The organism is Roseivirga sp. 4D4, assembly GCF_001747095.1.
Classification (GTDB): Bacteria; Bacteroidota; Bacteroidia; order Cytophagales; family Cyclobacteriaceae; genus Roseivirga.
Map to the genome: position 1 here is coordinate 2595047 of NZ_MDGP01000001.1, position 13989 is coordinate 2609035.

Consider the following 13989-nt stretch of genomic DNA (forward strand, 5'->3'; position numbering starts at 1 on the left):
TAGAGATTTTCTAGGCAAGGTTGCTCAGTTCAGGAATTATTCAGATATTTGCAGTCCGTTTAGAAAAAGCGGTAAATTCAGACGTTATGGCAAGAGTTTGTGATATCACAGGAAAGAAAGTACAGGTAGGAAACAACGTTTCTCACGCTAATAATAAAACGAAGAGAAAATTCTATCCGAATCTTCAGAAGAAGAGATTCTATATCCCTGAAGAAGATACTTGGATTACTTTGAAGGTTTCTACTTCAGCTTTGAGAACCATCAATAAAAATGGTATCTCCGCTGTACTAAAAAAAGCAAGACAAAGCGGTAACATTTTAGTATAATAGCGTCCTCGTACGTTACTATACTACAATGAAACAACCCATAAAAACATTTACAATCCTGATAGCATTCTTGCTATCAGGATTTTTTGTTGCCCAAAGTCAAGAGGCGCCAACGGATTTTCTTTCCTCAGACTTCCACAAAGGGAGACGAGAGGCTCTTAGGGCTAAAATGCCTGACAACAGTGTTGCCGTGTTCTTTGCTAATCCGGTAAGGAATCGAGCTAATGATGTAGACTACATCTACCATCAGGATCCGGATTTATACTATCTCACCGGTTATCGTGAACCGCATGCTGTTTTACTGATTTTCAAACAAGAACAAACCAATCAAAGCGGTGAGGCCTATGACGAAATATTCTTTGTTCAGGAGCGAAATCCCCTACAAGAAATGTGGAATGGACGAAGATTGGGAAATGAAGGTGTTAAAGAAAAGCTAGAAATAGATGCCTACAATGGCAAAGAATTTGCCAAGTTCGATATCGATTTTTCTCAGTTTGATAAGGTCATGTTCTATGACTTTCAAAATGATGTCAGAGATAACCCGAATGATCCGGCAGACCTTTTCAGCCTAATCGTTCAGTTTAAAACTAAGACAGGTTATCAGACTACTTCAGCAAATTTAGGTACTGAGCCTCAGAAGAATAATCTTGACGTAAGTACGCTCAATACACTAATGAGTGAGTTAAGAGGTATCAAAACTCCCGAAGAACTTGATTTAATAAGAAAAGCAGTTTTTATCTCAACCGTAGGTCAGGTGGAAGTAATGAAGGCTATGAGGCCTGGACTTTCTGAAACTGAAATTCAAGGCATACATGAATTTGTCTTCAAGAAGTACGGATCAGAATATGAAGGCTATCCTTCTATTGTGGGTGCCGGTAACAATGGTTGTATTCTCCACTATATAGAAAATCACAAACCAGAGGTTGAGAGTAAGGAAATGATCTTAATGGATTTGGGCGCAGAATATCACGGCTATACAGCCGATGTCACAAGAACCATTCCTATTGATGGTAAATTTTCCCCCGAAGAAAAGGCCATTTATGACCTAGTTTATAAAGCTCAAGAAGAGGCCATTCAAATGTCCAAGCCAGGCGTAACCTTTGGACAGTTGAGTGCCACTGCTAGAAGTATCATTAACAAAGGCTTGGTAGAATTAGGCATTATAGCAGATGAAAGTGAACGACACTTGTACTATCCTCATGGACTTTCTCACCACATTGGTTTAGATGTTCATGACAAGGGTACATATGCGCAATTGGAAGAGAATATGGTCATTACAGTAGAACCTGGTATCTATATTCCGGAAGGCTCTAAATGCGACAAAAAGTGGTGGGGCATCGCTGTGAGAATAGAGGATGATATTTTGATTACTAAAGATGGTTTTGAGTTGCTATCAGCATTCGCTCCTAGGACCACAGAAGAGATTGAAAAACTGATGAAGGAACCTAGTCCTCTGGATCAGTTTACTTTGCCTGAATTAAAAGGCAATAAATAGTGAATTTATTTCTGAGTTCAGGTTTTAGAATCAAAACAAGCTTCGTATATTTGCAGTCCGAATTTTAGAAGCATAGAAAAATGGCTAAGAATAAAGGGAATAGAGTTCAGGTAATAATGGAGTGCACCGAGCACAAAGAGAGTGGTATGCCTGGAACTTCTCGTTATATCACCACCAAGAATAGAAAGAATACGACTGAAAGATTGGAGTTGAAGAAATACAACCCAATTCTTAAGAAATATACAGTTCACAAAGAAATTAAATAATCATGGCTAAGAAAGTAGTTGCAACCCTAAAGAAAGAAGGCGGAGTAAAGTACGCTAAAGTGATTAAGGCGGTAAGATCTCCAAAAACTGGAGCTTACACTTTCAAAGAAGAGATGGTTACGGAAGATATGGTTAAATCTGTATTAGCCGATAAGTAAGAATTAGCTTTTATATCATAAATTAAAGTCCCCATTTGAGGGACTTTTTTGTTACATCAAATTCAATTCATCAGCATGGCATTATTTGGATTATTCTCGAAGGAAAAGAAGGAATCTCTAGATAAAGGTCTTGAGAAGACCAAGGAAAATATATTTTCCAAAATAGGCCGGGCTGTTGCCGGAAAATCTAAGGTAGATGATGAAGTACTGGATGAGCTAGAAGAAATCCTGATCACATCTGATGTAGGGGTAGACACCACAGTAAAAGTCATTGAACGCATTGAGGCCAGGGTAGCTAAAGACAAGTTCATGAACACCTCCGAACTTGATCAGATCCTAAGAGATGAAATAGCCGCACTCCTATCGGAAAATAATACTGAAGATCTTGCCGATTTTGAGCTACCTGAAGGACATAAACCTCATGTAATTTTGGTAGTTGGAGTTAACGGTGTGGGTAAAACCACGACCATTGGTAAGCTTGCAGCGCAATTCAAATCCAAAGGAAAGTCAGTGGTACTTGGTGCTGCAGATACGTTTAGAGCAGCCGCAGTTGATCAATTGAAACTGTGGGGTGAGCGTGTAGGTGTCCCTGTAGTAGCGCATGGCATGAATACTGACCCTAGTGCCGTGGCTTTCGATACAGTTAAACAAGGAGTAGAAACTGGTGCTGATCTAGTAATTGTAGATACAGCTGGAAGACTACATACCAAAGTGAATTTAATGAATGAGCTCTCTAAGATTAAGAGAGTGATGCAAAAATTCATCCCTAATGCTCCTCATGAGATAATGCTAGTCCTTGATGGGTCTACAGGACAGAATGCCTTTATTCAAGCACAGGAGTTCACCAAAGCGACTGAAGTCTCGGCCTTGGCGATTACTAAGCTAGATGGCACGGCCAAAGGCGGTGTGGTGATCGGCATATCTGACCAATTCAAAATCCCTGTGAAGTATATTGGTGTGGGCGAGCAAGTGGACGATCTTCAAGTCTTTAACAAGGCTGAATTTGTCGATTCATTGTTCAAGAAATAGCGCCAATCAAGTCAAGATCATCGCTTTTTACTAACGGTATAATTTTTACAAACCCTGAACGTTTGCGTACATTTTGCTGCACTAATACGGTCATTCGTAAGCCCTAACCATTCTTTACCCCTTATAGATCAGGTAGTTACAAGCTTGGCATCCATATTGTTATGTACTTACATGGATAGAAAACATTTGTACATTAACGAACAGGCTTATGAGCGCTATAGCAATCCAAATTCCACAAATCAGTGGTGAGCAAGAAATCGAAGTAGAAGTTAAAGTAAACGGCAAAAAAATGTCGTACAATTATCGAGTAGAAGTATTCTACTGGGCCGATTGTGATAACCCAAGCGATGATCGCGTAGATTGCATTAGACAAATCCTGGATAAATACGATTCAAACTGGGAGCTATATACCATCGGTATGCCTACTGAGGAATTGGTACCTATTACCTTCCGTAGGAAGAGAGTATAGTATACTCATCAAGTAGTTCACCTCCTTTTATTTGTTAAATTTGCCCTTTGTGAAATATAAGGCATGAAGGCGAAGGGTTTAAAGAAAGACAAGGTCAATATTGTCACACTAGGTTGCTCCAAAAATCTGGTTGATTCTGAGGTAATGCTTACCCAACTCAAGGGAAACGGCATTAATACTACTCATGAGGCACAAAATGATGATGCAAATATTGTTGTCATTAATACCTGTGGCTTTATTGATAATGCGAAACAAGAGTCTGTTGACACTATTCTTCGTTATGTTGATGCGAAAGAAGAAGGTCTTGTTGATAAAGTCTATGTAACAGGCTGCCTTTCTCATCGCTATAAAGATGATCTTGAAAAAGAAATCCCCCAAGTGGATGCCTTCTTTGGCACCATGGAGTTACCCGCCCTACTCAAGAAATTTAAAGCCGATTATAAACACGAATTAGTTGGTGAAAGGATTACCACTACTTCTAACCACTATGCTTATCTAAAGATCGCGGAAGGCTGTGACAGACCCTGTTCGTTCTGTGCTATTCCTTTAATGCGTGGTGGACATAGATCAAGACCTATAGAAGAGCTTGTGCTTGAGGCGAAAAACCTCACCAGAAATGGCACTAAAGAATTGCTCCTAATCGCTCAGGATTCCACCTATTACGGCTTAGACCTTTATAAGAAAAGAAACCTGGCGGATTTACTCAGAAACTTGTCTGACGTTGAGGGCATAGATTGGATCAGACTGCACTATGCATTTCCGACAGGATTCCCAATGGATGTGCTGGACGTGATGGCCGAAAGAGACAACATCTGCAATTACTTGGACATTCCATTGCAGCATGGTTCTACTAATATGCTCAAACTCATGCGCAGAGGGACTACTCGTGAGAAAACAGAAATACTTCTGGACCAAATGCGTCAACGAGTTCCTGATATTGGTATTAGAACTACTCTGATCGCGGGTCATCCGGGCGAGACTGAAGCTGACTTTGCAGACATGGTCGACTTTGTTGAAAAATCTCGTTTCGACCGACTCGGTATCTTCACATATTCACATGAAGAGAACACACATTCTTTCTCTTATAATGACGATGTTCCAGAAGAAGTAAAACATGAGCGTGCCAATCACGTAATGCAAATACAAGAAGATATTTCTCGTGAGATCAACGAGCAAAAAATTGGCAAAACCCTCAAAGTTCTAATCGATAAAAAAGAAAGCGGAAACTTTGTTGGAAGAACCGAACATGATTCTCCAGAAGTAGATAATGAAGTATTGATAGATGCCAAGGAGCATTATCTCCGTATCGGTGATTTCGCTAATATCAAGATCACAGATGCGACTGAATTTGACCTTTATGGGGAACCCGTTGATTAGTCTTATTGTCAACTTAGGTAACCCCATTTAAGCCCTTAAAAAGTTTATGGAAACATTGGAAAAAACTGACTGTTTACTCACTAAAATTGAGTTTGATAAGACAAACAGCTTCTCAAAATTTTTCCTAGACTACATCAATGGGCAAGCGGACCTACTCCCCTTTCACAACGGTCTACCCACTGCCGAAAACCTTATTGCCCAAATTGGCAAGCGAAACTTTCCAATAGAGCACAGATCGGTACTCTATTCATCACTCGTACGTCAATATGAAGACCTAGATATTTCGGAGGGCACTCAAAAGAACCTTGAAGATCTCAAAAGCGAAAATACCTATACCATCACTACAGGTCATCAGCTCAATATTTTCACTGGGCCTTTATATGTGATCTACAAAATTGTCTCAGTCATTCGTGCTTGCCAAGAGCTCAAAAAGCTTAGACCAGACTGTAATTTTGTGCCAGTCTACTGGATGGCGAGTGAAGATCATGACTTCGATGAAATCAATCACTTCAGGTTCAATGGGAAAAAGTTCTCTTGGGAAACTGATCAGGTCGGTGCAGTTGGAAGGTTTAATAGCAAAACAATCAGCCCAATCTTCGACCAGATCATTGGCATTCCGGACTTCTTCAGAAATGCCTACTTGAAAGAAAAGAATCTTGCTGCTGCAGTTAGGTACTATATGAATCACCTATTTGGTGAGCATGGATTGGTTGTTATAGATGCGGATGACAAGGACCTGAAAACATTATTTCAACCCGTCATTCAGTCCGATATTTTCGATCATATGCCTGAACAACTAGCTAAAGCAACTACCGAGGAAATTGAGAAAAAGGGTTATAAAACGCAGGTTTTCCCTAGAGAGATTAATTTCTTCTATTTGAAAGACAATCTTAGATCCAGAATTGTAAGGAATGGTCAAGGATATGAGGTGCTAGACTCAAACATCTCCTTTACTGAGGACAATATCAGACAAGAAATCGAGCAATATCCCGAAAGGTTCAGCCCCAATGTTGTATTGCGACCACTATATCAAGAGTTTCTTCTACCCAACTTGGCATATGTAGGAGGACCTTCTGAGCTGGTCTACTGGCTTCAGCTTAAAGGAATATTCGATCACTTTGACACTACTTTCCCACTACTCATGCCTCGAAACTTTGCAGGAGTGATGACCAATGGGCAAGTGGAGAAGTTAAATAAAGCAGGCCTCAGTTTTGAAGACATCTTTAAAGAAGAAAATGCATTGGTGAAAGAAAAAGTGGTTGCCAATACTCATTTTAAGATGGACTTGGATGAACAGAAACAACGCTTAAGTTCATTGTTCAATGAAGCCAAGGAACAAGCGATACAAGTGGATTCAACCTTGGAGAAACTAGTATTGGCTGAACTCAGGAAATCTGAAAAGAGTCTAGAGAAAATTGAACATAAGATCCTCAAAGCCGAAAGAAAGAATCAAGAGGTATTGGTCAATAGAATCTATGCCCTAAAAGAAGCTTTATTCCCAGGAGGCGGCCCACAAGAAAGGAAGGACAACTTCTTGAACTTTTATATTAATAACCCAAATTTCATAGCTTCATGTCTGGAAGCATTCGATCCATTCGATTATCGCTTCCATATGATAGAAGTGAATGAATAAAGAAGTCCTCAGGTCACTATTTTTAGAAAAGCGTCAGACACTTACGCAAGAAGAGTTTGAGCGGAGAAATGAATTGCTCCTCACAAATTGCGCTTCATTTCTTGAAAGACATAAGCAGGTTATCCACTGCCATCTGTTCTTACCAATAACTAAGTATCGAGAACCTAACACTTGGCCTTTATTTAATAGACTAAGACAAAGTGATCGACACAAGGTATACCTCTCAAAAACGCTGTTTAAAAGAAAATTGCTTAGGCATTTTCTCATCAATCGAAATACTGAATTAGAAACTTCAAAACTGGGAATACCAGAACCTGTTAATGCCCAAGAAGTAATTCCTCAAGTACTAGACCTGATATTTGTACCACTCATTTCTTGCGATGCAGCGGGTAATCGCATTGGTTATGGAGCTGGCCTGTATGATCGCTTTTTAACCGAGGTTAGAAAAGACTGCTTAAAAGTAGGTATTGGGATTACAAGTACGCTGGATAATATTGATTACAACAATGAATTTGATATACCCCTGGACTACTACATCTCTCATTTAGGCATCGATCACTTTAGCTAAGCGATCGGCATACTAATTACTTGCTCTTTTTCAGCAGCTTAATCGAAGCCGTTCTCAGACCATTCGATGCATTCAAAATGTAGACACCATCAGAAAAACGAGATAGATCTAGGCTTACCTGTTCCTCATTTACATAACCCTCTATTTGCTGACTGTGGATCACATTGCCATTTACATCGACCACCCTCATTTCGAAATTGCCTTGGAAGTAGGTTGGGAAAGCCAGGTTGAAAACACCTGTTGATGGATTGGCATCAACGATTATTCGTTCTTGATTACCCAAAAGTTGATCATCAATGGATGTCACAAGGTTTTGTATCGTATAAGTTTCCCTTGCAATGGCGTTACCACCAAAACGATTACCAATAATGTCCTCAATATCTTGAGAACGTGAGAAGTCTATTCCAAGGGTTCCATCCGAAAGAATATCATTGATGGTTACCTCAAAGATCCCTACGCCAAGAGATGACAAGGACTCTATGGTAGCATTAGGCGAACCGTCAGCCAAGACAATGTCAGTCAAATCCACATTGCGTACAGCCTCAGAGAAGATAATTTGAAAAACCACCCTGCTTTCATCAGTAAACTGATCCGAAGGATTTCGTCTGGTTATAACAGCTGTTGGTGCTGTAATGTCATCTCCGGAGGCAATTATATAAGTTTGATTAGAGGCGACATTTCCATCAAACCGATTACCGGCATCGTCCTCAATATCTTGGTTAGCCGTAAACTCGATACCCAAAACCCCATTAGTTTGTATGTTGGCTACAACCAACTCATAACGTCCCAGGGCCACTTCAGAGATACCACTTAATGTTGCCGAAGGTGAGCCTGCCAAGAAGGTAAAGTCAGTTATGTCTACATTTCTAACAGATTCAGAAAAAAGCACCTGGAAAGTAACTTGATTCTTATTGGTAATCTCACTTGATGGATTTACTCTGGTCACAAAGGCAATTGGACCAGAAACGTCCCCGCTTTCAGCGACAATGTTGTAAGTTTCTCGAGATAAGATGTTCCCATCGAAACTGTTGCTTGCATTGTCTTCAATGTTTTGAGCAGAAGCAAAGTCAATTCCTAAGGTTCCTTCTCCACTAATACTCGTGATTAGTAATTCGTACTTTCCTATCCCTGTTTCAGTGACTGAGGTTATCGTAGCAGATGGTGATCCTGTCGCAAAGACAAAATCCGTAACATCCACATTCCTAACAGCCTCAGAAAACAAGACCTCAAAAGTAACCTGACTTAAATTGGTTGTTTGGACACTAGGATCATGTCTTGTTACGATCACAGTTGGAGGGGTCATATCTGACTGAATTGTATACGATTCTCTTGCTGTTGCTACTCCGTCAAAGGCGTTACCTCCATTGTCTACTATATCCTGACCGCTACTGAAGTCGACCCCGAGCGTGCCATTCGCAGAAATGTTGGTGACAAGCAACTCATACCTCCCTCTTTCCAATTCAGTTATACTGTTAAGGGAAGCTGATGGAGAACCAGAGGTAAAGACAAAATCTGTTAAGTCTACGTTCTGCACCGCTTCTGAAAAAAGGATCTGGAAAGTTACCTGATCACGATCGGTATTTTCGTTTAAAGGATCGAGTCGTGAAATCACTGCTGTCGGTGCCGTAGTGTCATTCTCAATAGTATATGTTTCCTTGGCTATGGCTGTTCCTCCAAACGCATTTCCAGCATTGTCTTCAATATTCTGGCTGCTGGCAAAATCAACACCCAACATTCCATTTCCGCTAATATTGGACACGATCAACTCATAGCCTCCTGTACTTACTTCCGTCAACTGACTTAAAGTAGCAGCAGGCGATCCTTCAGTCAATACAAAGTCGTTCAAACTTACATTTTTAACCTCCTCAGAAAAGAGAATAAAGAAGGTTACTTGATTTTGATCGGTAGTTTCCGAATCCGGATTCCTTCTGGCAATCACTGCGGTTGGAGCCGTTATATCTGCCTCTATAGAGTAGGTTTCATTAGCGGCTATATTTCCGTCAAAGTCATTCCCCGCTTCATCTTCAATATCCTGACTCCCCACAAACTGAACTCCAAGAATTCCATTACTCAAGATATTGGTGACTGTCAGTTCGAATCGGCTTGAGTTGGTATTGGTCAGTTGAGAAAGCACCGCGACTGGTGAGTTAGCAATCAGTTCAAAGTCAGTGATATCCACATTATCAACTCCTTCCGAAAATAGCACCTCGAAAGTGACGCGATCCCGATCGGTCACCTGATCTGTAGGTTCCAATCTGGAGATAGTTACCGTTGGGCCAATTACATCTGTTTCTATAGTATATGACTCATTGGCTATGGGGTTTCCGTCAAAGGCATTCCCTCTAATATCTTCGATATCTTGAGCATCACTAAAATCGATACCAAGCGTACCATTGGGTCCAATTCCGGTGACCAATAACTCATAGCGATCTCGATCGACCTCGGTAATACTACTTAGTGTTGCGCTCAATGAGCCAGGCGTAATTATGAAGTCATTTATGCCCACATTTTTAACCGCCTCAGAAAAGAGTATGAGAAATGTTACCTGCTCACTGTCAGTAGTAGCATTTAGCGGATTTAATCTAGCTATTGTCGCTGTAGGTGCAATCACATCCGCTTCTATGATATAAGTCTCTCGAGCTGTCGCATTACCATCAAAAGCATTCCCTCCATTATCCTCAATATCCTGCGAACCACTGAAGTCAATACCTAGAGTTCCATTGGTGCTTATGTCAGTCACTAGCAATTCATATAATCCTCGTTCGACTTCGGTTAAATCACCGAAAGTGGCAGAGGGTGATCCCGACTCAAATACAAAATCCGTTAAATCGACATTGACGACCGCTTCGGAAAACTGAATTGAAAACGTCACCTGATCCTGGTCTGTAGTTTCAGTTAAGGGATCCAACCTGGAAATCACAGCCGTTGGTGCAATAACGTCCGTTTCAATAATATAAGACTCTTTAGCAATAGGGTTTCCGTCAAAGAAGTTACCCGCATCATCTTCAATATCCTGTGTATTACTGAAATCAATACTTAATGTACCATTGCCACTGATATCCGTAATAAGTAGTTCATATCTACCAATTCCAACTTCTTCAACCCCATTAAAAATTGCTGATGGTGATCCTTGCGTAAATACAAAATCACCAAGGCTGACATTATTAACAGCCTCTGAAAAGAGTATCAAAAAGGTCACTTGATTTTGATCGGTTACCTGAGAGGTAGGATCTAATCTAGAGATCACGGCAGTCGGTGCTACGATATCATTATCTATTATGTATGACTCCGAGGCCAAGGCTGTTCCACTAAAATTATTGCCCGCTAAATCCTGAATATCTTGACTATTTGTAAAGTCCAGACCTAAGGTACCATTGTCGAGTATATTCGAAACTACTAATTCATAGCCTCCTGTGCTTACCTCTGTTAAGCGACTCAAAGTAGCTGCTGGTGAGCCATTCGTAAGTCTAAAATCAGCCAAGTCAATATTCTGGACACTTTCAGAGAAGAGGACAAAGAACGTAACCTCAGCACTGCTGGCAATTTGAGAGGTCGGATTACGCCTTGTAATGGTGGCGGTTGGCGCGGTATTATCGACAATATTGTAAGACTCAACAGTGCCTACACCATTGGTTAGTGTATTTCCCTGAACGTCTGTAATGTCATTGCTTGTGTTTATAGATAGATTAAGCGCTCCTTTGCCATTGATATTTGATATAGTGACATCATAAAATAGACCATCCGAATTGGGAACCACACTTGTGATATCTGCACTAACGTCTCCTGACAACATGAAATCGTCCGCATCGACATTCACAACCCTCTCCGAGAAGGTCACTCTAAATTGAACACTACTGGCACTAGTATTTATCTCAGAAGGGTTTAATCTCGCAATGGACACCACATCAGGACTGACTATATCAAAATTAAATGTTATAGTATTCGATTCTGCCACACCATTCACTCCCTGAACGGCAATCCTAAGTTTGTAGTCACCATCTTGAGTGACTGTGTATTCACTTACACTAGCACCAACTATTGGCACTCCGTTTCTGATCCACTGATAAGCTATACCTCTTCCTTGCACGAAAGACACATTTCCTCTCAGCACTGCAGTACCCGCCTGTGCTCCTTTTGAAAAGTTGATATTCGGATTGATTCCCACTTGATAGAAACCCTTAAAGACACCATTGCCGTGAGTTGCTGCAACCACAGCTCCGTCAATTGGCCGTACTTCTACAGAAGCCACAACCACATTACCAATTTGATCTACTGCCTGTTGTTCCCATACGGTATTATCACCATCCAAAGTCTGGGTCATAAAGAGCCCCACGGAAGTGGCAGCAAAGTAGTAGTTTCCACCAAAGCCATCAGGTAAGATGGCAAGGTCTCGAACTGAAGGACCTGCGCCTGTTCCATCATTATTTTCTTCTAGATTACCCGAGATTGAACTCCATGAATCCCCACCATTTTCAGTATACCAAATACTCTTGACCTCATAATTTGAAAATGATATCATTACCCTGGATCCATTATTTGGATCAACCGATATACTTGAAATATATCCTGCTGGAAGCGCTGATCTATTCAAGGCAGTTAAATCAGCAATACTAGATACGTCACGTGTATCTGATATTTTATAGAGCCTCCCAGAGGAAGTTCCAAAGTAAAGTATCCCTTCAGGACGTATGGACATAGCCATTGCGGAGACAAAACCATTTATCTGCGTATTGGTGCTTCCATCAATCGTTATCCAATCGCCTTCTCCTGGGTTTGTTCTGACATCATTTGTTGCATAGAGCTTCTCATTCGCACCTACAAACAACTGATCCTGATGCACCGGGTTAACGATGTAAGGGTTTACCTGTAAAAACTCATCTGAATCTGTTGAAGGTGAAATTCGAGTAAAGTTCTGGTAGCTACCATCAACCACTTCAGCTCTTAACATAAAAGCATCCTGGGCGGAGGCATATAAGGCATTGTACGAAATTGCCGCCCTTGCACCATCACCACCTACCAGCTCAAGCCAATCCGCCTCAGCACTATTGCTAAAGACTATCCAGGTACCATTATCCTGCATTCCACCGACTATCTGGTTGTCCCCAAGAAAGTATTCCTGAATCGCGGCATGTGAAAATTGTGAAGTCAGATAACCGTTGTTCAACGATTCCCAGGTCACAGGAGTATTATCATTAGAGGTGGCTGTGTTGTCTCTTGTAAGATGAACACCACCATCGCTACCGGTCAACATTTTATCAGGGTCGGATGCGAAAAACGATATTTCATGCAGATCTGGGTGGTGATTAGGATAGGATGGGAAACTTTGATCGTTTCCACCATCAGATAAATACCCACCAATATGACTAGTCGAATTTGCCGTTGTAAAGGCATTATCTGAGCGAAGCAAATTTGTACCACCAATAAATACCAAGTCGTTATCGCCCGGGTGAACCGAGGCAATCATGTTATAACCATCTTGAGAGTCATAACCCTCTCCTGGATCTGTAGAAACACCCAAATTGCTTGATCGATCCGTCCAAGAGTTATTCGCAACATCTAAGACGAACAGTTGATCATCTGTAACTGCATAAACAGTATTCTCGTCCGATGGATCGATAGCCAATTCTATTCTGGTATAAGTTGCATCAAGACCAGCAGGATTAATGTTTGTCCAGTTGACGCCATCATTCGACTTAAAAATCCCATGTTGTGAAATCCCATTGGCGGAGTTACCAATAGTGGCAAAGACCATCCCGGTAGAGGATACCGTTACATCACAAGTGGCAAAGCCAGTGTTATTTTGACCCAATACGATATCATATGTACTGAAACCATCTTCGCTGCGAATAATTTTTCCATTGCCTGCAGCATAAATCTCTGTGCCTTGAGCATTAGAGTAATCAATGACCAGTTCGTCAATCGTTGTAAAAGTGCCATTGGTTAAGACTACCTGTGTACCTACCTTGCCAGCAACCGCAGTTGATAAAAGTAGATCCCAGCTATCACCATTGTCGGTAGACTTATAAATCCCGTTTCCATAATAAAAGGCACCGACTGCATCTGCTGAATTTCCTATGTTCTCCCCTGTGGAATAATACCATTCGTTGGTTTTACCGGCTCTCCGATCCTGAATAATCGCAGAAACGGCAGGGTGTTCTTGAAGACCAGTGGTTCTTGTCCATGATGCTCCTTGGTTAGAGGTTTTCCAAACACCACCTGATATGCCAGCAGCCAGGATAACGTTCTCATTTGCAATATCGATACCCAATGCACGCGTACGCCCCCCGATATTGTATGGCCCCATACTGGCGAAAGGAATAACAACATTACTCTGGGCATTACTTCCACTTGCACTACTCCGTACGTTATCTATCCTTTCTGAAGGTTGGAGTGACTCTTGTGCAAAACCAATTTCACGCTCTCTTATGATTGTCGGTATTCTTCCGGTGGATGGATCAGCCAGTTGCAAACGCTCAAATTCCAACCGGTCCTGTGGGTTTTCTTTTTCCTTTTCTTCACGATCTACAGCCAATGGTTCTTCAAAGGACATTCTTTGAGTACTTACTTCATTGACGATAAAATTTAGCTTCTGATAGCGAACCAAAGAGAGCACTGTCAATCCAAGTAAGACGGTAGAAATTATGAGAGATCTCTTTTTCATAAGTGAC

General features: G+C 41.1%; 10 protein-coding genes. 9 read left to right on the forward strand and 1 reads right to left on the reverse strand.

The window, feature by feature from the left end; genetic code table 11:
* Positions 1 to 86: 86 nt before the first annotated feature.
* The 9 genes from rpmB (at position 87) to BFP97_RS11470 (ending at position 7321) form a co-directional block, all read left to right on the forward strand.
* A complete protein-coding gene (rpmB, locus tag BFP97_RS11435) occupies positions 87 to 326 on the forward strand; it encodes a 50S ribosomal protein L28 (RefSeq protein ID WP_069844285.1) in 240 nt (79 codons plus the stop codon).
* 28 nt (positions 327 to 354) lie between these two features.
* On the forward strand, positions 355 to 1821 hold the full coding sequence (locus BFP97_RS11440; RefSeq protein ID WP_069842549.1) for an aminopeptidase P N-terminal domain-containing protein: 1467 nt from the start codon (positions 355 to 357) through the stop codon (positions 1819 to 1821).
* An 80-nt stretch (positions 1822 to 1901) separates the two neighbouring features.
* A complete protein-coding gene (gene rpmG / locus BFP97_RS11445) occupies positions 1902 to 2087 on the forward strand; it encodes a 50S ribosomal protein L33 (RefSeq protein WP_069842550.1) in 186 nt (61 codons plus the stop codon).
* A 2-nt stretch (positions 2088 to 2089) separates the two neighbouring features.
* Complete coding sequence (locus BFP97_RS20265) at positions 2090 to 2245, forward strand: DUF4295 domain-containing protein (RefSeq protein WP_083262519.1); 156 nt, start codon at positions 2090 to 2092, stop codon at positions 2243 to 2245.
* 75 nt (positions 2246 to 2320) lie between these two features.
* Positions 2321 to 3274: a signal recognition particle-docking protein FtsY gene (ftsY, locus tag BFP97_RS11450; RefSeq protein ID WP_069842551.1), complete on the forward strand. Its 954-nt coding sequence runs from the start codon at positions 2321 to 2323 to the stop codon at positions 3272 to 3274.
* Between the two features lie 208 nt (positions 3275 to 3482).
* On the forward strand, positions 3483 to 3743 hold the full coding sequence (locus BFP97_RS11455; RefSeq protein WP_069842552.1) for a hypothetical protein: 261 nt from the start codon (positions 3483 to 3485) through the stop codon (positions 3741 to 3743).
* Positions 3744 to 3806: 63 nt separating this feature from the next.
* The gene (gene rimO / locus BFP97_RS11460; protein ID WP_069842553.1) at positions 3807 to 5120 is read left to right on the forward strand and encodes a 30S ribosomal protein S12 methylthiotransferase RimO; all 1314 of its coding nucleotides are present in this window, start codon (positions 3807 to 3809) and stop codon (positions 5118 to 5120) included.
* A 46-nt stretch (positions 5121 to 5166) separates the two neighbouring features.
* Positions 5167 to 6753, forward strand: coding sequence for a bacillithiol biosynthesis cysteine-adding enzyme BshC (gene bshC, locus BFP97_RS11465; RefSeq protein WP_069842554.1), 1587 nt, complete (start codon positions 5167 to 5169; stop codon positions 6751 to 6753).
* On the forward strand, positions 6746 to 7321 hold the full coding sequence (locus BFP97_RS11470; RefSeq protein ID WP_069842555.1) for a 5-formyltetrahydrofolate cyclo-ligase: 576 nt from the start codon (positions 6746 to 6748) through the stop codon (positions 7319 to 7321). Before bshC ends, BFP97_RS11470 begins: the two co-directional genes overlap by 8 nt.
* A 16-nt stretch (positions 7322 to 7337) precedes the next feature.
* Here the strand turns inward: BFP97_RS11470 and BFP97_RS11475 are convergent, their stop codons facing one another.
* Entirely contained in the window at positions 7338 to 13982 is a 6645-nt protein-coding gene (locus BFP97_RS11475; protein WP_069842556.1) for an Ig-like domain-containing protein, read from the reverse strand.
* Positions 13983 to 13989 lie beyond the last annotated feature (7 nt).

What these genes read in the sequence shown, in the direction of transcription:
- rpmG (WP_069842550.1), top strand. Translation starts at nt 1,902, where the DNA reads ATGGCTAAGAATAAAGGGAATAGAGTTCAGGTAATAATGGAGTGCACC.
- rimO (WP_069842553.1), top strand. Translation starts at nt 3,807, where the DNA reads ATGAAGGCGAAGGGTTTAAAGAAAGACAAGGTCAATATTGTCACACTA.
- BFP97_RS11470 (WP_069842555.1), top strand. Translation starts at nt 6,746, where the DNA reads ATGAATAAAGAAGTCCTCAGGTCACTATTTTTAGAAAAGCGTCAGACA.
- BFP97_RS11475 (WP_069842556.1), bottom strand. Translation starts at nt 13,982, where the DNA reads ATGAAAAAGAGATCTCTCATAATTTCTACCGTCTTACTTGGATTGACA.
- BFP97_RS20265 (WP_083262519.1), top strand. Translation starts at nt 2,090, where the DNA reads ATGGCTAAGAAAGTAGTTGCAACCCTAAAGAAAGAAGGCGGAGTAAAG.
- BFP97_RS11440 (WP_069842549.1), top strand. Translation starts at nt 355, where the DNA reads ATGAAACAACCCATAAAAACATTTACAATCCTGATAGCATTCTTGCTA.
- bshC (WP_069842554.1), top strand. Translation starts at nt 5,167, where the DNA reads ATGGAAACATTGGAAAAAACTGACTGTTTACTCACTAAAATTGAGTTT.
- BFP97_RS11455 (WP_069842552.1), top strand. Translation starts at nt 3,483, where the DNA reads ATGAGCGCTATAGCAATCCAAATTCCACAAATCAGTGGTGAGCAAGAA.
- ftsY (WP_069842551.1), top strand. Translation starts at nt 2,321, where the DNA reads ATGGCATTATTTGGATTATTCTCGAAGGAAAAGAAGGAATCTCTAGAT.
- rpmB (WP_069844285.1), top strand. Translation starts at nt 87, where the DNA reads ATGGCAAGAGTTTGTGATATCACAGGAAAGAAAGTACAGGTAGGAAAC.